The organism is Allobosea sp. 05T422_2 (assembly GCF_056396265.1).
In genome coordinates, this window is sequence record NZ_JBFTLD010000050.1 from 1 (window position 1) to 20,813 (window position 20,813).

General features: G+C 65.1%; 19 protein-coding genes, 1 tRNA gene and 1 pseudogene. 8 read left to right on the forward strand and 13 right to left on the reverse strand.

What is annotated here, in order from left to right:
* From AC1DJT_RS11835 to AC1DJT_RS11845, 3 genes and pseudogenes are all read left to right on the forward strand, one after another.
* Nucleotides 1-368: pseudogene (locus AC1DJT_RS11835) on the forward strand (NAD-dependent epimerase/dehydratase family protein); the annotation flags it as partial.
* Complete coding sequence (locus AC1DJT_RS11840) at nucleotides 365-1,804, forward strand: aspartate aminotransferase family protein (RefSeq protein WP_476834118.1); 1,440 nt, start codon at nucleotides 365-367, stop codon at nucleotides 1,802-1,804. The pseudogene AC1DJT_RS11835 and the gene AC1DJT_RS11840, both read left to right, overlap by 4 nt.
* Before the next feature lie 127 nt (nucleotides 1,805-1,931).
* A complete protein-coding gene (locus AC1DJT_RS11845) occupies nucleotides 1,932-2,312 on the forward strand; it encodes a VOC family protein (protein ID WP_441505654.1) in 381 nt (126 codons plus the stop codon).
* Nucleotides 2,313-2,318: 6 nt separating this feature from the next.
* On the opposite strand, the gene AC1DJT_RS11850 is transcribed toward AC1DJT_RS11845, so the two are convergent.
* The 5 genes from AC1DJT_RS11850 to AC1DJT_RS11870 all read right to left on the reverse strand — a co-directional run bounded on the left by AC1DJT_RS11850 (nucleotide 2,319) and on the right by AC1DJT_RS11870 (nucleotide 6,105).
* Nucleotides 2,319-3,632, reverse strand: coding sequence for an FAD-binding oxidoreductase (locus tag AC1DJT_RS11850; protein ID WP_441505655.1), 1,314 nt, complete (start codon nucleotides 3,630-3,632; stop codon nucleotides 2,319-2,321).
* Nucleotides 3,629-4,519, reverse strand: coding sequence for a UbiA family prenyltransferase (locus AC1DJT_RS11855; protein WP_476834119.1), 891 nt, complete (start codon nucleotides 4,517-4,519; stop codon nucleotides 3,629-3,631). Before AC1DJT_RS11855 ends, AC1DJT_RS11850 begins: the two co-directional genes overlap by 4 nt.
* 224 nt (nucleotides 4,520-4,743) lie before the next feature.
* Nucleotides 4,744-5,103 carry a RidA family protein gene (locus AC1DJT_RS11860; protein WP_441505657.1) on the reverse strand — a complete coding sequence of 120 codons (360 nt, stop codon included), beginning with the start codon at nucleotides 5,101-5,103 and terminating at the stop codon, nucleotides 4,744-4,746.
* 373 nt (nucleotides 5,104-5,476) lie between these two features.
* A complete protein-coding gene (locus AC1DJT_RS11865) occupies nucleotides 5,477-5,866 on the reverse strand; it encodes a RidA family protein (RefSeq protein WP_441505658.1) in 390 nt (129 codons plus the stop codon).
* A gap of 162 nt (nucleotides 5,867-6,028) precedes the next feature.
* Nucleotides 6,029-6,105: transfer RNA gene (locus AC1DJT_RS11870), tRNA-Arg, on the reverse strand.
* A 139-nt stretch (nucleotides 6,106-6,244) separates the two neighbouring features.
* Between AC1DJT_RS11870 and AC1DJT_RS11875 the strand changes: the two genes are divergently transcribed.
* Entirely contained in the window at nucleotides 6,245-6,916 is a 672-nt protein-coding gene (locus AC1DJT_RS11875; RefSeq protein WP_476834120.1) for a hypothetical protein, read from the forward strand.
* A gap of 40 nt (nucleotides 6,917-6,956) precedes the next feature.
* Nucleotides 6,957-8,399 carry a M48 family metalloprotease gene (locus tag AC1DJT_RS11880; protein ID WP_476834121.1) on the forward strand — a complete coding sequence of 481 codons (1,443 nt, stop codon included), beginning with the start codon at nucleotides 6,957-6,959 and terminating at the stop codon, nucleotides 8,397-8,399.
* A gap of 402 nt (nucleotides 8,400-8,801) precedes the next feature.
* On the opposite strand, the gene AC1DJT_RS11885 is transcribed toward AC1DJT_RS11880, so the two are convergent.
* The 4 genes from AC1DJT_RS11885 to AC1DJT_RS11900 form a co-directional block, all read right to left on the reverse strand.
* Entirely contained in the window at nucleotides 8,802-9,404 is a 603-nt protein-coding gene (locus AC1DJT_RS11885; RefSeq protein WP_069878873.1) for a CarD family transcriptional regulator, read from the reverse strand.
* A 389-nt stretch (nucleotides 9,405-9,793) separates the two neighbouring features.
* The gene (gene fdxA / locus AC1DJT_RS11890; RefSeq protein ID WP_069878872.1) at nucleotides 9,794-10,132 is read right to left on the reverse strand and encodes a ferredoxin FdxA; all 339 of its coding nucleotides are present in this window, start codon (nucleotides 10,130-10,132) and stop codon (nucleotides 9,794-9,796) included.
* Nucleotides 10,133-10,288: 156 nt separating this feature from the next.
* Nucleotides 10,289-10,621, reverse strand: coding sequence for an RNA-binding S4 domain-containing protein (locus tag AC1DJT_RS11895; protein ID WP_476834122.1), 333 nt, complete (start codon nucleotides 10,619-10,621; stop codon nucleotides 10,289-10,291).
* 42 nt (nucleotides 10,622-10,663) lie between these two features.
* The gene (locus AC1DJT_RS11900) at nucleotides 10,664-13,993 is read right to left on the reverse strand and encodes a helicase-related protein (protein ID WP_476834125.1); all 3,330 of its coding nucleotides are present in this window, start codon (nucleotides 13,991-13,993) and stop codon (nucleotides 10,664-10,666) included.
* 466 nt (nucleotides 13,994-14,459) lie between these two features.
* On the opposite strand from AC1DJT_RS11900, the gene AC1DJT_RS11905 reads away from it, so the two are divergent.
* Together AC1DJT_RS11905 and AC1DJT_RS11910 are read left to right on the forward strand one after the other, a co-directional pair.
* Nucleotides 14,460-15,056 (forward strand): TetR/AcrR family transcriptional regulator, encoded by a 597-nt coding sequence (locus AC1DJT_RS11905; RefSeq protein WP_441505676.1) that lies wholly within the window; start codon nucleotides 14,460-14,462, stop codon nucleotides 15,054-15,056.
* A complete protein-coding gene (locus AC1DJT_RS11910) occupies nucleotides 15,053-15,976 on the forward strand; it encodes a haloalkane dehalogenase (protein ID WP_441505677.1) in 924 nt (307 codons plus the stop codon). Before AC1DJT_RS11905 ends, AC1DJT_RS11910 begins: the two co-directional genes overlap by 4 nt.
* Here AC1DJT_RS11910 and AC1DJT_RS11915 read toward each other — a convergent pair.
* The gene (locus tag AC1DJT_RS11915; RefSeq protein WP_441505678.1) at nucleotides 15,973-16,806 is read right to left on the reverse strand and encodes a DUF3108 domain-containing protein; all 834 of its coding nucleotides are present in this window, start codon (nucleotides 16,804-16,806) and stop codon (nucleotides 15,973-15,975) included. The genes AC1DJT_RS11910 and AC1DJT_RS11915 overlap by 4 nt on opposite strands.
* Nucleotides 16,807-17,070: 264 nt before the next feature.
* On the opposite strand from AC1DJT_RS11915, the gene rpmB reads away from it, so the two are divergent.
* Nucleotides 17,071-17,358 (forward strand): 50S ribosomal protein L28, encoded by a 288-nt coding sequence (rpmB, locus tag AC1DJT_RS11920; RefSeq protein ID WP_113516050.1) that lies wholly within the window; start codon nucleotides 17,071-17,073, stop codon nucleotides 17,356-17,358.
* 166 nt (nucleotides 17,359-17,524) lie between these two features.
* Here rpmB and AC1DJT_RS11925 read toward each other — a convergent pair whose 3' ends face one another.
* Genes AC1DJT_RS11925 through AC1DJT_RS11935 form a run of 3 tightly spaced genes read right to left on the reverse strand, consistent with a single transcriptional unit; the run spans nucleotide 17,525 to nucleotide 20,806 of the window.
* Nucleotides 17,525-18,484 (reverse strand): esterase-like activity of phytase family protein, encoded by a 960-nt coding sequence (locus tag AC1DJT_RS11925; protein ID WP_441505679.1) that lies wholly within the window; start codon nucleotides 18,482-18,484, stop codon nucleotides 17,525-17,527.
* 44 nt (nucleotides 18,485-18,528) lie between these two features.
* On the reverse strand, nucleotides 18,529-20,424 hold the full coding sequence (cobT, locus tag AC1DJT_RS11930) for a cobaltochelatase subunit CobT (RefSeq protein WP_441493210.1): 1,896 nt from the start codon (nucleotides 20,422-20,424) through the stop codon (nucleotides 18,529-18,531).
* Between the two features lie 25 nt (nucleotides 20,425-20,449).
* Nucleotides 20,450-20,806, reverse strand: a complete 357-nt coding sequence (locus AC1DJT_RS11935; protein ID WP_441505680.1) for a GFA family protein — start codon at nucleotides 20,804-20,806, stop codon at nucleotides 20,450-20,452.
* Nucleotides 20,807-20,813 lie beyond the last annotated feature (7 nt).

The window sequence follows — 20,813 nt, forward strand, 5'->3', positions numbered from 1 at the left end:
GCGCCAGCGCCTGCACCGCAGCCTGGAAGGCCGACTTCCCCAACAGCGCCTATAATCTCGGCTCGGACGATCCGCCGCCGGTGAAGAAGCTGCTGGGCGACCTGATCAGGCATGCCGGCTCGAAATCGATCCTGCTGCCGACGCCTGCACCATTGGTCAAGTTCGCCTTGAACACGCTTGACGCGATCAATCTGCCGATCATGGACCCGGAACAGTACATGATCGCCGACGAGATCTGCATTCTCGACACCAGCAAGGCCAMGCGCGAGCTCGGCTGGACCCCGAAATACCGCGACGAGGACATGCTGCTCGCCGCCTATACCGAATATCGCAAGAGCAAGGGCGAGCAGAGGAGCAAGGCCGCATGAGCATGCCAGCTTTCAGGAACGACGATTCCCCAGCCCGCCCGAAGCTGATCAGCGTCGAGGAGGCCAAACAGCTCGACGCCGCACAGGTGAAGGAGCTCTTTGCCAACCACATCAACCCCGGACAGCTGCATTTCCTCAAGCTGCTCGGCTTCGACAAGATCATCGTCGATCGTGCCGAGGGCATGCATTACATCACCCGGGACGGACGCAAGATCCTCGATTTCTTCGGCGGGTTCTGCTCGGTCGCCTTCGGCCATAACCACCCGCGCATCATCGCCGCCCGGCAGAAGTTCCAGGACKAGAACCGCCACGAGATCTGCATGGCGTTCATGTCGCAATATGCGGCCGCCCTGGCCCGGAATCTCGCCACGATCTCGCCCGGCGATCTCGACATGGTCTTTCTCGGCTCGACCGGCTCGGAAGCCATGGAAGCTGCGCTGAAGGTCGCCGAGCAGGTTCAGGGCCCGGGCAAGTCGAAGATCCTGCATGCCGCGAATTCGTTCCACGGCAAGACCAAGGGCGTGCTCTCGGTCACGGATTCGACGCTCTACCAGTCCCAGTTCAAGCTCGTCGAAAACCGGGTCAAGGTGCCGTTCGGCAATATCGAGGCCGTGCGCCTAGCGCTCGAATCCGATCCGGCGATCGGCATCGTCGTGATGGAGACGATCCAGGGTGGCGGCGGCATCGTCGAAGCCCCCGAAGGCTTCTGGCGCGACTTGCGCGCGCTCTGCGACAAGCACGGCGTCCTCTGGATTGCCGACGAAGTGCAGTGCGGGCTCGGCCGCACCGGCCAGTTCTTCGCCTTCGAGCGTGACGGCGTCGTGCCCGACGTCACCGCACTCGCCAAGGCTCTCGGCGGCTCCAAGGCTGCGATGGGTGCGATGATCGCCCGGCGCGAACTCTACATGAAGGCCTATGGCAAGCCGAAAACCGCATTGATCCATGCCCAGGCCACCTTTGGGGGCATGGGCGAGGCCTGCGTCAGCGCGATCGAGGCCCTCAACGTGCTCTATGAGGAAGACCTCATGGGCAACGCCAAGCGCCAGGGCGACTACCTGATCGAGAGGCTGAACACCCTTCGCGCCAAGCACCCGACGCTGCTCAAGGAGATCCGCGGCCGTGGCCTGATGATCGGCGTCGAGTTCCAGGACATCAGCGAGGCCATGCCTTTCGGCGTCAAGCACATGGTCGCGCTGCTCGACGACAAGCTGAAGGGTTCGCTCTGCGGCTTTGTCGGCGCGCTGCTCCTGAAGGATTACGACGTGCTCGTCGCCTTCACCGAATACAACCGCAACGTCATCCGCCTCGAACCGCCGCTGATCGTGACGCGCGAGCAATGCGACCAGTTCATCGAGGCACTCGACGACCTGCTCTCGCGCGGCATCACGCGGATCGTCACCGATTATCTGCGCAAGGTTGCGACCGCGAAGAACTGAGCTCCCTGCCCAGGCAGCTTCCCCAGGGTCGGCATGCGCCGGCCCTTTTGCGTCGCAGCGCCTGCTGACAGAAATCCGTGGCCGCTCGTGCAGAACTCTCCCTTCCGCAGCATCAATCCGGTGAGCCATGTTGAGCCATCTCTCCTTCGGCGTGTCCGATCTCCCACGGGCGATTGCCTTCTATGATGCTGCACTGGCGCCGCTCGGCCTCGTGCGGGTCTGGACGGTTGCCGATGGAGCAGGCTACGGGCCGCCGAATGGCGGCGATCTCCTGGCGCTGAAGCTGCAGGCTGGCCCGGTCACTCCGCCGGGGCCGGGGTTCCACCTCGCTTTCGCGGCGGGGACGCGTCAGGCTGCCGACGATTTCCATCGGGCCGCGCTTGCGGCAGGCGGACGGGACAACGGCGCCCCCGGGTTGCGACCGCGCTATGCACCTGACTATTACGCCGCCTTCGTCATCGATCCGGAAGGCTATCGGCTTGAAGCCGTCACCCGGGCAACCGCCTGAACGACGTTAGCCCGCAGTCACGCGGCGCCAGAAGCCGGATGAGAAGCCCGGATCGACATGCCGGGCAAAATCCCGCCACTGCGGGAAGGATGCCTCGAAGGTCGCAGGCGACATGCGGGCATCCTTGTAAGGGTTCACCCGGCCGCCCGCCGCGATTGCCACGCGATCAAGCTCGTCCAGCAGCTTGAGCGTCCGCTCGCCGCGATGCGGGAAATCGAGCGTCAGCGTCGCGCCCACAACCGGAAACGACATGATGCCTGGCGACGGCACGTCCCCAAACAGCTTCAGCACCGTCAGAAAGGATGCCTCGCCAGCCGCGAGCGTGCGCCTCAGCATCTCCTCGACCGCCCTATGCGCCTGCGCCATCGGCACCGCGCATTGGAACTGGCGCAAGCCCCGAGGGCCATAGGCGCGGTTCCAGTTACTCACCCGGTCGAGCGGGTAGAAGAACGGCCGATAGGGAATGCGCCTCGGCTCCGGCGAACGCGGCTGCGCGGCCCGGTAGAGCATGTTGAAGGCACGCAGCGTCAGGCGGTTGATCAGCGGAAAGGGAGGATTGATCGGGAATGGCAGCGGGCGCGCTGCGCGCGACTGCGGCAATTCCGACGCCGGAGCATGATTGGCACGGAAAAAAACGCCGCGTCCGAAGCTAGTCCCGCCAGCAAGCGAGTCGATCCAGGCCACGGTGTAGTCATGGGTTGCATCGGATTCCGCCGCGACCTCGAAGAAGCGCCCGAGGCTCGGGAAATGGATCGCCTCCTGACGCATCTCGGCGGATGGGATCGGCATCAGCTGCAATGTCACCTGGGTGATCAACCCGGTCAGCCCATAGCCGCCGATCGTGGCGGCGAAGAGCTCTCTGTTCATGTCAGGCGCGCAGGTGAGCCGGGCCCCGTCCGAACGCGCCAGCTCGAAGGCACGCACATGCCGCCCGAACGTGCCGGCGCGATGGTGGTTCTTGCCGTGCACGTCGTTGGCGAGCGCCCCGCCAACGGTGACGAAGGCGGTGCCCGGCGTGACCGGCAGAAACCAGCCCAGCGCAACCACATGCTCCAGGATGGTGTCCAGCAACACTCCGGCTTCGCAGGTGATCAGTCCGCTTTCGCGATCGAAGGCCAGGATCTGATCGAGGCGACGCGCCGCGATCAGCCCGCCGCCATCATTGAGGCAGGAATCGCCGTAGGAACGGCCATTGCCATAGGCGAGCACGGTCGAAGGGTAGCGCGCAGGCTCGGCACTCCAGGCGTCCGGCATGATGATCTGCGTATTCCGGGCGATGAGGCCGCCCCAGGACCGATATTCGGGCGCTCGTCCGTTCACGGCAGGACCGTCGCGGCGACCATGATCAGCAGCACCAACCCACCCGTCACCTGGCTGCGCCAGTCGCGGATCAYGAAGACCAGCGGATCATCCGGCATCTGACCACGACGGGCGAGAAACCAGATCCGCGCCATCTGATAGAGGATGACGGGGCAAACCAGCCAGATGATCTCGGGGTGACGATAAAGCTGCTTCACGGCCGCACTATCGACATAGAGCGCCATGATCAGCGCGCAGGTGCAGCCYGAGGCCATGCCGAGCTGCGACAGGGCCTCGATATCCTCGGCCTGATAGCCGCGGCCGGCCTTCTTCAGCCCGGACTGGTCCTGCGTGATTCGCAGCTCCGCATAGCGCTTGACCAGCGCAAGGCTGAAGAACAGGAACATCGAGAAGGCGAGCAGCCAGGACGAGACCGGAATCGCCGCCGCGGCGTTGCCGGCCAGGATGCGCAGGGTATGCAGAGCTGCAAGCCCGAGCACGTCGACCAGCAGCTTGCGCTTGAGAACGAACAGATAGAGCAGCGCCAGGACGAGATAGGCGGTCAGCGCCAGCAGGAACGTACCCGGCTCAGGCACGAACACTGACGAAGCGAAGGCCGCGATCATCAGCAGTGGCACCGCAGCATAAGCCTGCTTCGCGGTGATCTCGCCGGCAGCCAGAGGGCGCTTGCACTTGGTCGGGTGCCGCCGATCGGCCTCGACATCGACAATATCGTTGAGGAGATAGATCGCCGAGGCGAGCAGGCTGAACGCGACGAACGCAATCGCCCCGTGGCCGAGCGCAGCGAGATCGAACACGTCATGGTTCAGCAGGATGGGGACGAAGACGAGCCCGTTCTTGAGCCAATGATGCGGTCGCATCGCTCGGATCATCGCGCGAACAGACATGTCAAAGCCCTTGTCCACCTTTCAGGGCCGCCAGGCGATCGAACAAAGATCGTCATGGCTTCCCGTGCGAGGCGAACAGGAACGGCCTCGGCGCGTCCTGCTATGGCGGTCAAATCCCTAAACCGCGGTGGAAATCACGTCCGCCTCGTCGARATTCAACCGCCATGCTTAATGACAGGCTGACGATAGGTCAGATTGCCGATGTGCCGCGCGGCCCCCGGAATTCAGGGGGCCTTCTTCGCGGCCACAGCGGTGATCTCGATCGCATATCCCGGCGAAGCGAGCTTCGCTTCCACCGTTGCGCGCGCCGGCGCGCTGCCGCGGGCGACCCATTTGTCCCAGACGGCGTTCATCTCGGCGATCCCAGCAATATCGGTCAGGAAGATCTGAACGCTCAGAATCCGGTCCTTCGCACTACCGGCGGCTTCGAGCGTTTCCTCGAGCAAGGCCAACACCTCCTCGGTCTGCCGCGTCAGCGTCTCCCCTTCGGTCTTCTCCGCGACATGGCCGGCGAGGAAGACAATGCCGTTGAAAATGGCGGCGTCGCACCACCGTTCCGTCAGGCCTATACGTTCGATCGACATGGCTCTGTATCTTCCTGGTTGTTTGAATCGTGACGGCATAGAGCGTCGCGCATGCCAAGCCCCGCCTCGGAGCGCAACTCCACGGCAGACTGGTCCGCATTCTGCGTTGCGCTCCGCATCTTATGGGCGAGCCGGCGCAAGACTCGTCACGGACTGCAAAGGGGTAAGCAACGCCCGACGCACAATCCATGCGCGCGGGCCAATCACGTGCAAGGCACTCTCGCGACCCCGCACGTCCAGGCCTCGACTGGGCAAGAGCTGATCCTATGCAGGCAACGGCGCGAGCTGCGATCAGGCCGAGCGGTCAGACCGGTCCAGTATCCGGCCTCAGGATGTGCGCAGCGCGCGACCGCCCGCTGCGCGATCGCGAGGTCTACTTCATTTCACCGAGATAGGCGGTCGCGTCGATCTCGACGAGACAGTCGGGCGAGCCGAGGCCATTGACGATGCAGGACACGCGATGCGGCGAATCCTCGGCGAAATTGGCGAAATAGACCTCGTTCATCGGCTCCCAATAGGCACGGTCGGTGACATAGACTGTGCACTTGACGACATCCTTCAGGCTGCCGCCCGCCTCCCCCAGGAGAGCGCGGATGTTGTCGATGCATTGCTGCGTCTGACGCCGTGCGTCGCCGACGGCATACTTGCCCTCCCTGTCCATCCCGACGCAGCAGACGAACATGAAGTCCCCGGCGACCGTCGCCTGGGCGAAAGGGAGCCTTCCCTTGAAGACACGGTCGGAAGAGATCGTACGTTTGGGCATCGTGAACCTGTGGGGTGGGAGTTGCGCGGCGGCCGGCCGCTATCGGGCAACAGTCGCGAGGGCTGCACAAGCCAGCAACGGCGCCTGAGCCAAGGCTAACCTATGGTCAGAAGCCCAGCCAGACGGGTCACCCCGTCCAGTCTCAGATTGCTGTGGGAGAACTGGCGTCCCGGAAGGGATTCGAACCCCTGACCTACGGTTTAGGAAACCGTTGCTCTATCCTGCTGAGCTACCGGGACGCACGTGAATGCGTTTAGCATAAAGCGCATGCGGGTGAAGCCTCTTGTTGCAGTCATGCTGAGTCTCATTGCCGCGTCGGGCAAGGCGCTGGCGAACGATTCCTGTCCGGCCGCGGCCGCCGAGACGCCGACGGTTCGTTTGGCTGGCACCGACACCAGCGGCGATCTGCTGCTCGACGATGGCCGGCGGATACGCCTCGTCGGACTGGCCCCTCGGCAGGACGACGCGGAGATCGCGCGTTTCGTCGCGGCCCTGGCAGCGTGGCAAGGCCGCGATCTCCGGATCGTCATCCTGGCCGAGCCCGATCGCTGGGGCCGCATCGCGGCGCGCCTGCTGGCCGATCCGGATACCCAGGCCACCGCACCGCTGGACCTGTCGGTCGCCCTCATCCGAAGCGGCGCAGCCTGGCATCTACCCGATTCCGTCAGCAGCCCCTGCGACGCGCTCTTGCGGGCATCTGCCCCGAATGCCACCCCATCCGCGCGACAAACTGGCCCAAAACCAGCCAATCTCGTCGATGGTCACGATATTGCCGCGTTGAAGGTGCACGCCGGTCGCGTCATCGTGCTGGAGGGGCGGATCGCATCGATCGGCGAGCGACCGCAGCGTTCCTATCTGAATTTTTCGCGCCGGCGGGGAGCCGGTGCGTCGGTCGTCGTGTCGAGGAGGCTCTGGCGGGAGATGCGGGAGGTCGGCTGGACCGCCAGGACACTGACGGGTAAACGCGTGTGGGCGCGCGGCGTACTGAGCGGGCCGGATGGATTGTCGCTTGAACTCCCCTCCCGCGCAGCCCTGGAACTGATCGATTAGAACCATGCTGGCCTTTCGCCGACAGACTGTGTCACGCCCCATGGCGCGACTAGGCGCCCTGCTCCTTCCCGCCCTGCTGCTTTCCGGCTGCTTCGGCGACCAGAGCGTCCTGCCCCCCCAACCGGCCGATGGCGAGCTTGCCCCGCGGCTGAGCACGTTCCAGCGCGCGTCGGACCGCGAGCATTTGCGGCTGCTGGCCGCTTTCGGCGGCGAGTACCGCGCGCCAAACGCTCGGGCCCAGCTCAACGAAGTCGTGGCGCGGCTGGTCAAGGCTGGCGAAGGGCAGATCGGCAGCTACGAGATCACCATCCTGAACTCGCCGGCGGTGAACGCGTTTGCCCTGCCGAATGGCCGGCTCTACGTCACGCGCGGGCTGCTGGCGCTCGCCAACGACACCAGCGAGATCGCTTCGGTGCTCGCCCACGAGATCGCTCACGTAACCGCCCATCACGCCGTCGAGCGGGCTGAGGCCGAAGCTGAGTCTGCGCTTGTCACGCAAGTCGTCACACAGGTGCTCAACGATCCGGCTGCTGGCGCCTCCGTTCAGGCCGGCTCCAAGATCTCGCTCGCCCGCTTCTCGCGACAGCAGGAGCTGATTGCCGACCAGATCAGCGTCCGCAACATCGCGCGCGCCGGCTACGACCCCTATGGAGCGGGCCGCTTCCTGGGCGCGCTCGGCCGCAATACCAGCTTCCGCAACAGCGGCCAGGGCCAGAGCGGCAGCGAGAAGCGGCTCGATATTCTCTCCAGCCATCCCTCGACCCCGGAGCGCGTCGCCGCCGTCACGGCGTCCGCCCGCCAGATCGGTGCACCCGGGCTTGGCGAGCGCGATGCGGCCCGCTGGCTCGCTGCGATCGACGGCATCGCCTATGGCGACGACCCGAGCGATGGCGTGGTACGAGGCCGGCGCTATCTCAACAGCACCTTGCGCATCACCTTCGATGCCCCCGACGGGTTCGACCTCGAGGCGGCGCGCGACATGGTCATCGGTGTCAGCGGCAACGGTGCCCAGGCGCTGCGTTTTGATTCGGTCACGCTCAAGCCCGGCCAGACCCTCGAATCCTATGTCGCCTCCGGCTGGATCGACGGGGTCGAGACCGGCCCCGTCKAAAAGCTCGACCTTKAGGGCCAGTCCGCCGTCCTGGCCAGCGGCAAGGGGACCGACTGGACCTTCAGGCTCGCCGCCATCCAGGCAGGCAATCGCGTCTATCGCTTCATCCTGGCGGCCCGCGGCAGCAGCGATCCGGAGCGCCCGATGCGCGCCGTGCTCAGCAGCTTCCGGGTCCTGACTGCAGCGGAAGCACAGGCCACGAAGCCTCTGCAATTGCGGATCGTCAGCGCCTCCGAAGGCGACACGCCTGCAACGCTGGCCGCCCGCATGGCGACACATGAGCGCGCGTTCGACCTCTTCCTGCTGCTGAACGGGCTCGATCGTAACAGCAAGCTGACGCCCGGCCAGCGCTACAAGATCGTCGCCGAATAGGGGCTGCCCGCGCGGGCAGCCCTGGCTTTCCTTGCTACAGCATCAGGCGCCACCGACGGAACCGGCGTGATCGGCTTCTGCAGGCGCCCCCTGCACCGGCAACAACCTTGCCGGCGCCGCTTCCGAACTGACTGGCCGCAAGGTTCTCCATGGGCGCTCGCCCGATCTGGCCCAGGTCCCGTGGGGTCACGCAGATCAAGGTCCGCCTGCTGATCCACCGGACCGCGCGCGATGGGCGGCCCGTCCAGCAGCTGCCGGATCACGAGAAGACGCTCAGGGCCGCCAAGCCAGCCTGGGAGCGCTTAGTCGCCCTTCTCCCGCGCAAAAACCGGAGCCGTCTGGCCAAGAAAAAACCCGGCGGTTGCCCGCCKGGTTGATTGGCATCATGCCGGAGGAATCGCCTCAGGCGGCTTCTTCCTGCAGATCGTCATTGTCGCTTTCGAGATCGGCATCAGCCGGGTCGACCTCGGTGCCCTTGGCCGCACGACGCGGCGACTTGGCGAGCTGGCCCTCGATCTTCTTCAGCGCTTCGGTCTCGGTCACGTCGTCGACGACCGCGATCTCACGGGTCATGCGGTCAACCGCAGCCTCGTAGAGCTGACGCTCGGAATAGGACTGCTCGGGCTGCGCCTCGGAGCGGTAGAGATCGCGGACGACCTCCGCGATGGCGACAAGATCGCCCGAATTGATCTTCGCTTCATATTCCTGGGCGCGGCGCGACCACATGGTGCGCTTGATCCGGGCCCGGCCGGTCAACGTCGTCAGCGCCTTGCTGACGATATCGGTATCGGCAAGCTTGCGCAGGCCGACGCTCACAGCCTTGGCGGTGGGAACACGCAGCGTCATCTTGTCCTTGGCAAAGCTGACGACGAAGAGTTCAAGCTTGAAGCCGGCAACCTCCTGCTCTTCGATCGCCGTGATCTGGCCGACGCCATGGGACGGGTAGACGACGAACTCGCCCGTCTTGAAACCCTGGCGCACAACAGCTTTCTTCGCAGTGGACATGCCGTTACGACTCCTGACGGGACCGCTTGACACGGCCCACGATGACACGTCCCCGGCCGGAATGACCGGAGACACTCTGCCTGATGCGTTGCAATCCCGACCGAGCGGTCACGGACCCGCAGCCTCACGCTCCCTCAGCCGATTGCTACTTGACCACCGAACACGAAAATCACCACGCTCCGGCCTTCTGCCGGAAGCCCTGGTCATCCCGTATCTATGGGGGTGCCCCGTTTATGAATCCTCGCAGGGGCAGGCGGAACCAATTCGACTGCACGAAGAGGTGTATCACAAAAAACACGCCGAATCAAAGGTAAACGCCGATTAACACCGGAACTGCATGTCGCAGCGCCGGTGTGCTCATCGCTCAGCCTCTTCCCCTTGGGTGAAATTCAGTCGCCTTCGCCGGGGTTCGGCGAGAAATGTTCTTCGAGCTTTCCAGCCACGCCATCAAAGTCCTTGGCGTCGGCCGGCGGGTCCTTCTTCTGGGTCAGGTTCGGCCAGCTCGACGCATATTTCGAGTTGAGCTGCAACCAGCTCTCAAGGCCGGGTTCGGTATCGGGCTTGATCGCCTCGGCCGGGCATTCGGGCTCGCAGACACCGCAATCGATGCACTCGTCGGGATGGATGACGAGCATGTTCTCGCCTTCGTAGAAACAGTCGACGGGACAGACCTCGACGCAGTCCATGTACTTGCACTTGATGCAGTTTTCGGTGACCACATAGGTCATGTCGCCAGTCCTTCCCGGTCCATCCTGCCGGATCATAAAGACCCGGAAGGCGGGTATTTCAAGGTCGATATCCGGGCTGCGGCAGAAAGAAAAATCTCTTCCGGCCAGCTCCGGAAGGAAACTCCTCCTGAAGCACCCAAGCCTGCCCAGGCAGGCCTATCGAACCGCTCCCGCGCTMTATCCGCTCGGATCGTCCTCCGCAAGCGGCGCATCGCCGCGCGTGCTCTCCCCCAAGCGCTCATAGAGCAGTTGCGCCTCCTCATAGGGACCGCGCCTGCTGCCCAGGGCGAGCAGGCGCACCACTATGGTCTCATGCACCAGCGCCAGTGTCAGCACGTCGCCGAGCTTGAGCCCAAGCGCTGCATTCCCTGCACGCCGACCATTCACGCGGACATGGCCGTCATCCACCAGACGCACAGCGACCGAGCGCGTCTTGGCGAAACGCGCGAACCAGAGCCACTTGTCGAGACGCTGGCGATCTTCCCGCAAGGACAGCCTTTCCGCTCAGCCCCAGGTCAGTTGAGCCCCATGTCAGGTCTTGCGCCCGCCGCCCTCGAGCTGGGCCTTGAGAGCCGCAAGCTTCGCAAAGGGCGAATCCGGATCAGGCTCGCGCTCGGCCGGACGCGGCTTTGACGCCTGCTGGAAACGCTCGTTGCCGCGCTCCTCGCGGCGTGGGCCACCTGGGCGTCCATCGCGCTTGAAGTCCGGCCGCGGGCCACGCCCCTGCTCGGGGCGGCCATTGCGCTGCGGCCGGCCGCTGCGCTTCTGATCACCCTCGCGCGGCTGCGCATCCTGTCGGGGAGCATCACCTTGAGACGCATTGGCGGCAGCCGGACGGCCACGATCGCCCTGGCGGCGACGCTCGTCGGGCCGGCCGTCACGGTTCGGACGTTCACCACGCCCTGCGCCAGGCTGACGCTCGCCCTGAGCGCCGTCGCGGCGACCGCGCCCGGCATGCTCCGGCCTGCGCCCACCCTGGTGACGATGCGGCCGCCAGACCTCGATTTCCTGCACCTCGGTCGCAGCAACGACATCAACTGCTGCCTCAGGGGCAAGAGCTCCCGCGGCAAGCGTCTCGGAGACAGCTGTCTCGTCGGCAGGCGCCGGCAGAGCAGACATGGCATCGGCTGGCACCGGATGTGCGGCTTGCTCGAGCTCAGTCTCCGCCGCGGTCGGGGCGTCGGCCGTTTCAGGCGCGGCAGCCTCCGAAGAGGCAGCCTCGGCGGTCTCGATGTCAGTAGCGGCCAGAGGCTCGTCGACAATACCGGCGCCGGCCTCATCGGCCACCACCGCCGGATCGGCCTCGTGCCCAGCCGGGACGTCCGTAGTTTCCGCGGTCGGCGCGTCGGCAACCGGAGCGGTAGCCGCGACCGGTGGCTGCGCCCGCGGCACGGTAATCGCCGGTCCCGGACGCTTGGCCGAGACATAGCCGAGGGAGCGCAGGATCGAGGCGAAATCCTCGCCCGCACAACCGACCAGCGAGGTCATGGCACCGGTGACGACAAAACCGTCCTGATCGGCCGCGCCGGTGGGCGGCTGGCCCTGGGTCAGGCCCGGGCGATAGGCGATAGCCGGCCGGATCAGGTCAGCAAGCCGCTCGAGGATATCGACACGCACGGCGCGCTCGCCGCAGACGCGATAGCCGGCAGCACGGTAAAGACCCTTCGGCACCGCCTTGTCGACGGCAAAGGATGTCCGACCCGAGGCTGCTAGATGGGCAATATCGTCGAGGCCCGACGTATCGGGCCCGCCATGCTTCAGCGCCCAGAGCTGGGCAGCCAGCGCACGTGGTGCCGGCTTCAGCAGGGCCGGGACGTAAAGATGAAAGGCTCCGAAGCGGATGCCGAGCTGACGGAGTGCTGCGCGGCCCTCCTGATCCAGCGTCTTCATCTCCTCGCCGACCTTGGCGCGCTCCAGCACGCCCAGCGACTCCCCGGCCTGATAGGCGATGCCGCGCGCGATACCGGTGACATTCTCGGCATTCTCGAGCAGCTGCAACGCACCAAGCAGACGGGCGATGTGATTCTTGAGCCAGAGAGTGAGGCGCGCGTCGACCTGCTCGCGCGCCGGTMCGGTCAGGTGCTCCTCGACCAGCAGGCGCAGGCGCGGCTCCAGAACCTTGTCGCCGGCGACAAGCCGCGCGACCGGCTCACCGATCCAGCGCACCAGCCCGTCATGCGAAAGCACGAAGGCATCATCAGCCGCGAGCACGACACGCGCGGCGCGCGCTTCGATCTCGCTGGCAAGCGCCTTCATCGCGGCCATGTTCAAGGCTTTCGCCTCGGGCCCGCCAGCCTTGGGATCCGCCGTGAAGCGAAATCCCTGAAGCATCCCGACATGCTGTCCCTCGACGAGCACATCGCCCGTCGTGGTGACCTCAGCCTCCAACATTGCATTCTCCCGCAAACGACGCATCAGCACGCTCGTGCGCCGATCGACGAAACGGCTGGCTAGCCGCTCGTGCAAAGCGTCCGACAGCTTGTCCTCTACAAGACGCGCCACCCCCTGCCAATGCTCTGGATCAGGTAACCAGTCAGGACGGTTTGCGACATAKGTCCAAGTTCGGACCTGCGCAATGCGGGCAGACAGCGTGTCGATCTCGCCATCGGTCCGGTCAAGCGCATCGAGTTGGGCGCGATACCAGTCCGGATCGAGCCGTCCGTGGCGCATCAGGCGCAGATACAGCGTGGTGGCGAGATCAGCGTGCTGCATCGGCGCGATCTTGCGATAATCAGGCAGGCCACACACCTCCCAGAGCCGCTCGACTGCTGCACGGCCCTGCGCCAGCGGCCTGACATCGGCATCGCGGGCCAGAACCTCCAGCGTCGTCATGTCCTCTGCGATCAGCGCACGGGTCAGCCCCTGCTCGGTTGGCTGGACGTTCAGGCTGGCGATCAGCCCGTCGACGGAGCGCAGATCGAGATCGGAATTGCGCCATTGCAGCTGCCGCACCGATTCAAAACGATGATTCTCGATCGCCTCGACCAATTCGGCGTCGAAGGGCGGGCAACGCCCGCTCGTGCCAAAGGTGCCGTCGCGCAGATGGCGGCCGGCGCGCCCGGCGACCTGGCCGAACTCCGCGGGGTTCAGCTTGCGGAAATGATGGCCGTCGAATTTCCGGTCCGACGCGAAGGCGATGTGATCGACATCGAGATTGAGCCCCATGCCGATGGCGTCCGTCGCGACGAGATAGTCGACATCGCCCGACTGGTAGATCTCGACCTGGGCGTTGCGCGTGCGCGGCGAGAGCGCGCCGAGCACGACGGCGGCTCCCCCCTTCTGCCGACGGATCAGTTCAGCGATCGCATAAACCTCCTCGACGGAGAAGGCGACGATCGCGCTGCGTCGTGGCAGGCGGGTGATCTTCTTGTCGCCGGCAAATGTGAGCTGCGACAGGCGTGGACGCGTGACGACGTTCACCCCGGGAATGAGCTGCTCGATCAGCGGCTTCATGGTGCCCGCGCCGATCAGCATCGTCTCGGCCCGACCGCGCCGGTTCAGCAGGCGGTCGGTGAAGACGTGACCGCGGTCGAGGTCGGCGGCGAGCTGAATCTCGTCAATCGCGACGAAATCGACGGCGAGATCGCGCGGCATGGCCTCGACGGTGCAGACCCAGAAGCGGGGCCGCTGCGGCTTGATCTTTTCCTCGCCGGTGACCAGCGCCACCGCCTCGGGGCCGACCTTCTCGACCACGCGGCCATAGACCTCGCGCGCCAGCAGGCGCAGCGGCAGGCCGATCATTCCGGTCGGGTGCGCCACCATCCGCTCGATCGCCAGATGCGTCTTGCCGGTATTGGTGGGCCCGAGAACTGCTGTGACACCCTGCGCACGAACCGAGGGCGGAAGAGAGCGTGCTGAAATCAAGACGCGACCGATCGTTTCCTTTGGGCCCTTGCCGGCAGCAGACGCTGGGGAAAGCGTCCTACCTTGGCACAAGCTGGAGCGCCGAAATTAAGCTGCGGAACGAGTCCTGAACGAAGCAAGCCCGAATCGCTGACTCCGGCAGAATCGGGATTCGTTCACGGCCAGATATCGCGGAGACGGCCGCAAGTACCACTATATCTGGAATCGTGACACGAGCTTGATCCACTCATTTTCGCGACCAGCGTAAACGGCCGGGCGCCGACAGTCCTCCGCGCTATTTATGTCGTGCTCACGGCGAAACGAGGGGCCGCCGTGTGATTTCTGCGTGCGCAACGGCGTGGAACCAGCCTGAGCCATCGCCTCAGCGGGCCGTTCGGACGAGACCCGCCTCCCGTCCGACACCTTGGCGATCGGGCGTTTCCCGGAGTGTTGTCAATAATACGTACGTACGTATTCTACCTTCATGAGCAAGCCATCCCTTCGTGAAAATCTCCTCGCCGCTGGCCGCGATCTCCTCTGGAAGAGCGGCTATTCCGCCACCGGCATACGCGAGATCGTCGCTGCAGCCGGAGCGAGCCCTGGCTCATTCACCAATCATTTCGGATCGAAGGAGGAATTCGCCGAGGAAGTGCTCGATCGCTATTTCGCCTATGTCGGCGGCCTCGTCGATGAAGCCCTGGCCGACCGCTCCCTGCCCGCAGCCGCGCGGTTGCGGCGCTATCTGGACGCGATCACGACCAAGCTCGAAACCGCCGATTGGTCGCGCGGATGCATGATCGGCAATTTCAGCGTCGAGACCTCTCCCAATAGCGAACGGTTGCGGCAGCGACTCTCGGAGATCTTCGTCCTTTGGCGAGAGCCCTTTGCGGCATGCATCGCCGAAGGCCAGGCCACTGGCGAGATCGCGACGGATTTCAGCGCCGACGACCTCGCTGATTTCCTGCTCACCGCCTGGCAGGGCGCGATCCTGCGCATGAAGGTCGATCGCAGCCCGGTTCCGCTCGAACGCTTCAAGGCCATCCTTTTCGCAACGCTGTTTGGAAGAAGGGCATCGCCATGACCCAGTCACCTGGATTCGCATCCGAATGGCTGCGCCGGGAGATTCCCGTCCTCGGCTCGACCATGTCCTATGTCGAGGCCGGCTCTGCGGGGCCGACCGTACTCTTCCTGCACGGCAACCCGACCTCCTCCTATATCTGGCGCCATATCATTCCGCACGTCGCGCCGCTGGCGCACTGCATTGCCCCCGACCTGATCGGCTACGGTCAGTCCGGCAAGCCGGACATCGCCTATCGCTTCACCGACCAGGTCCGCTATCTCGACGCCTTCATCGCTGAACTGGGCCTCGGACGGATGGTCATCGTCGCCCAGGACTGGGGCACGGCACTCGCCTTCCACCATGCCTCCTGTAACCCCAGCGACATGATCGGCCTGGCCTTCATGGAATTCATCCAGCCCTTTGCAAGCTGGGATGCATTCCATCAGCGGCCGCAGGCGCGTGAGCTGTTCAGGGCGTTCCGGACGCCGGGACAGGGCGAGAAGCTGATTCTCGAGGACAATGTCTTTATCGAGAGGGTCCTGCCCGCTGCCGTCCTGCGGGCCTTGAGCGATGAAGAGCTGGATGCCTATCGAGCGCCGTTTCCAACGCCCGAATCGCGCAGGCCGATCCTCCGACTGCCCAACGAGCTCCCCATTGCGGGCGCCCCGGCCGATGTCCATGCCATCAGCGAGCGCGACCACGCAGCATTACGTGCGTCCACCTATCCGAAGCTGTTGTTCTGCGGCGATCCCGGGGCGCTGATCTCTCCGGCCGAGGCGGATAGGTTCGCGGCGGGACTGCATGATTGCCGCCTGATCAATCTCGGCCCCGGCGCGCATTACCTGCAGGAGGATCACCCCGGTGCAATCGGGACGGCGCTCCGTGACTGGCTGGGTGAGATTACTGCAACGACGAAAGCGAGTGAACGCGCTGCGGCTTAGTTCTGCCGCGCGGCCGTGGTGGTGGTCGGATCGACCCTGAAGCTCGAGGCCTCGATGACCGCCGTCCCGATCATGGTCTTCACCGAGATGCGGATCGGCACCATCACATTGGTGCCGTTGACGGGGGCGAGCCAGGTGTTGATCTCGCGATTCTCGGTCATGAACTTGGTGCTCGGCCGCAGGGCGCGATGCCCTGCGATCGGCACATACCGCGCCTGGCAGATCGTGACCGGGCCGCTATAGCCTTCGAGCTTCACCTGCCGCGAACCGGAATAGCTCAGCTTGATGTCATAGCGCGCAGCGCCGTCGAAGATTGGCAGCGTCCGGTTGCAGGCGGCACCATTCCCGCCCTTGCCCTCCACGGGCATCAGGAAGGCGCTGATCGGATCGACCACATTGCGCTTGTGGCTCTCGTTGAGCGGCACGCGATCGGGCTTGTCGTCGATCGGCGGCGCAATATCCACGGCCTGCACCGTGCCGCCGTCGAGCGCCATGCGCACAGTGCGGCTCTCGCTTGAGTTCGCCGACGAAACCGCGAAGGTCGCAGGCGACAGGCGCCCGCCATGAAGATTGCCGGTTGCGGCACCTGAGCCGCGTCCGCCCGTGAAGCTGCCGACCAGGCCCGTCATCTTGGCGACGATATCGAGCTTGTAGCTGCTGCCGTCGATGCCGCCGCTGAGATGGGCGGTGCCGAGCGTCAGGCCGAGCAGGGAGACATCATATTTGGCCTCCAACGAGGTCGCCGCGGCCGACGACGCTCCAAAGCCGGAGGCCAGGGCCAGCGCAGCGAGACCAAGTCCGGCCAGGGACGACGCGATGGCGGGCTTCATCCAACTCCTCCGGACGGCATGCTTCGCACCGGCATGCACTGCGAATCGGTCCGAATCGTGACCCCTTTTACCGAATTTGGCGAGTGGCAATGCCGCCACGCTGCGGCCGCCCCGATCGTGCTATGGAATCAGTCGCGGTCCTTGACGCAGCAGCCGGCCTTGGCTATAGACCCGCGACTTCAATTTGACTTCCGGTGCTCGTGGGCCGGCACGTCGCGTGTCGGCATTTTTGTTTGAGACAACCGGTTCCAAGGGAACGATATCATGGCTCGCCGTTGCGAACTGACCGGGAAAGCCACCCTCACCGGGCACCTCGTCAGCCACTCGAACCGCAAGACGAAGACCGTCTTCCGGCCGAATCTCGTCAATGTTACGCTCCGTTCGGACGCGCTCGGTCGCTCCGTGCGCCTGCGTGTCTCGGCGAACGCCCTGCGTACGGTCGATCACCGTGGCGGACTTGACGCCTTCCTGGTCAAGGAGCCGGCAGGCAACCTCTCGACCGGCGCACTCACGCTGAAGCGTGACATCGAGAAGAAGCTCGCGACCAACTGAGCGCGCGGCTCCTTCACGGAATGAATGAAGCGGCCGCAAGGCCGCTTTTTTCGTTTGCATAGGACGCAGTGGCCAGCCCCGTATCATCCGTTCTCGGTGCTTGATCGCCGGCACATTCAGGACTTGTGCTCGCCGCAAGAGCGAGCTTGAAGTCACGCTCGTCCCCTTATCCCAACTCGAATTCCAGCAGCACGGTGCGCTGCAGGAAAGAGAAGTTGTCGTCCGAGATCAGGGTCAGAATCGTCCTGCCATGATCCTGATGGACGCAAAGCCCTTCCATATTGTCGATCTCCTGGCCGAGATCGGCCTCGATCAGGGAGGGGCCGTCAAGCATCGCACCCGGCCGGAGGCTTGCGCCGGGAACGCGGCGAATCCGCATGCCGACACCACGCAGAGGCTTGTACCAGCGCTCCAGCAGAAGCATGTCTCCGCCGGGCAGGAAGGCCAGATCGGTGATATCGAAGCCGCCATGGCGCCGCACCTGAAACAGGCCGGGCTGCCGCCCCCCGATGATCACGCCGAGCGTCGGTTCGTCTTCCCCGCCCGAGCGCTCGGCAATGGCGACGAGCGCGCCCGCAAGCGGCTGCCCGGCGGGAACGACACCAATCGCCTCCAGCCCGCGATTGCTCGGCAGGCGCTTCACCTCGCGCGGTACCGGGACGATGCGGGCACGCGCTTCGACTCCATACCGCGCCCATTCGAAACGCAGGACGTCATGCGTCCGCTCGACGCCGATATAGGCGACGCCATCGGCGATCGTCAGGCTCTCCGTGTCGAAATAGCGCGAACGATGCAGCGGCCGCCCGGAGGCGCCGAGGATCGGTGCGAGTTCGGCCTGCTCGAAGCGAACGATCCGCCCCTTCTCGGAGACAGTCTTCGCCGTCAACCAGAAGCCGTTATCGGTGATCGCAACCAGATCGACGCCGTTGCGCGAGCGCCAGAGGCCGGAAAACCCGCCGAAGCGCGGATGGTCGCCGCGCAACACCAGCCCGCCCCGGAAGCTGAGCTGGCCGAAGTGTGTCTTGCCGGGATTGCGCGGCTCGAAGGCATCGAAGCCGCGCACGCTKATGGTGAGCTTTATGCGGCCCGGCTCGATGCTCTGAGCCTGAGCGGCAGGCAAGCCCAAGCTGGCGGCGCCCAGCCCCTGGAGGACGCCGCGTCTGGTCAGCCTCATTGCATGCGACGAGAAACCGGAGCCTTGCCGGTGGGGCCATCCTCCTCGAAGAGCTCGGCCAGCTTCTCCGTCATCACCCCGCCGAGTTCCTCCGCATCGACGATGGTGACGGCGCGGCGATAGTAGCGCGTCACGTCATGGCCGATGCCGATGGCGATCAGTTCGACCGGCGAGCGCGTCTCGATCTCGGCGATGATATGGCGCAGATGCCGCTCGAGGTAGTTGCCGGCATTGACCGACAGCGTCGAATCGTCGACCGGCGCGCCATCGGAGATCACCATGAGGATCTTGCGCTGCTCGGGCCGCGCGAGCAGCCGCTTATGGGCCCAGTCGAGCGCCTCGCCGTCAATATTCTCCTTGAGCAGGCCTTCGCGCATCATCAACCCGAGATTCTTGCGAGCCCGGCGCCAAGGAGCGTCCGCCGCCTTGTAGATGATGTGCCTGAGATCGTTCAGCCGGCCCGGATTGGCCGGCTTGCCGGATTGCAGCCAAGCCTCGCGCGACAGCCCGCCCTTCCAGGCACGCGTGGTGAAGCCGAGCAGCTCGACCTTGACGCCGCAGCGCTCCAGCGTCCGCGCCAGGATGTCCGCGCAGGTCGCGGCAACCGTGATCGGCCGGCCGCGCATCGAGCCGGAATTGTCGATCAGCAGCGTCACGACCGTATCGCGGAAATTCGTGTCCGATTCCTGCCGGAAGGAGAGCGGCTGGAACGGGTCGATGATGATCCGCGGCAGGCGCGAAGGGTCGAGCGAACCCTCTTCGAGATCGAACTGCCAGGACCGGTTCTGCTGCGCCATCAGGCGGCGCTGCAACCGGTTGGCAAGCCGTGCCACCACGCCCTGGAGATGGGCGAGCTGCTTGTCGAGATAGGCCCGCAGCCGGGTCAACTCCTCGGCGTCGCAGAGCTCCTCGGCCGTGACCGTCTCGTCGAACTTGACGGTGTAGGGCTTGTAGTCCGTTTGCGGCCGGTCGTTCTGGCGCCCCTCGCGGGGGCGCGGCGCCTCGCCCGCCTCCTCGGATTCAGAGGAATCGTCCTCCTCGTCCCAGTCGCCGGCCGGAGCGTCGGTCGCTTCCGACGCGCCCTCCTGCAACTCGTCGGTCGCATCCTCGCTGACCTCGACCTCCGAGCGCTCGCCGCCGCTTTCCTGCTCGGCCTCGCCATCCTGCTGCTGCTGATCCTCGGAGGACTGGTCCTGGTTGTCCTCGTCCTCTTCCTCGTCCTGGCCCTGCGAACTCTGCTCGGCCATGTCGAGTGAAGCCAGCATATCGCGAACCGTCCGCGAAAAGGCGCGCTGATCCTCGACCGACTGCGACAGCCGGTCGAGATCGGCACCGGCCTTCGCCTCGATCACGTCGCGCCAGAGATCGACGATCTTGGTCGCGGCCTGCGGCGGCTTCAGCCCCGTCAGGCGCTCACGCACCATCAACGCCAGTGCGTCTTCCAGTGGGGCGTCGGCGCGATCGGAGATTTCCTCGTAGCGGCCACCGCGATGATAGCGGTCTTCCAGCATGGCGGTGATGTTGCCGGCCATGCCGCTCATCCGGCGCGAGCCGACGCATTCGACCCGGGCCTGCTCGACGGCGTCGAAGACAGCGCGCGCCGCATCGCCCTCCGGCGCGGCGCGGCGGTGGATCGAGGCGTCATGACAGGCGAGCCTGAGTGCCATCGAATCCGAGTGGCCGCGCAGGATCGCGACATCCTGGACCGTCAGCTTGCGCGGCGGTTCGGGCAGACGGGCTCGTTCGCCAACGAGCGATGGCTTGTCCGCCGCGAAGACGATTTCCATCTCGGGCTTGCGCGCGATCGCCTTCATCGCACCGGAAATGGCGCGCTTCAGCGGCTCGGCTGGTGCTTCCTTGGGCTGACCCGGCTTACGATTGGAGATGGACAAGGCGGAGCCGTCCTTTGACTTGATGCTAGCGCGAGCGCCCGTCGAACATCGTCGAATCGAGTTCGGCGGGCTCGACACCCTCGAGGCAGCGTACATTCACCGCGACCATCGGCGTGCCGTCCGGCATCGAGCCGCGAGCGAAGGATTCGATGCCGCAGGTTTCGCAGAACAGGTGCTGGATCTTCTGCGTGTGGAAACGGTATTCGGTCAGCGCATCCTCCCCCTTTTCAAGGGTGAAGGCCGTCGCCGGCGAAAAGGTCAGGATCGAGCCGCGACGCTGGCAATAGGAACAGTTGCAGGTGATCGTCCGCTCGAGGCTGGCCTCGACCGTGAACCCGACCCGCCCGCAATGGCAGCTCCCTTGATAGCGCGCGCTCGCCATGACCCGT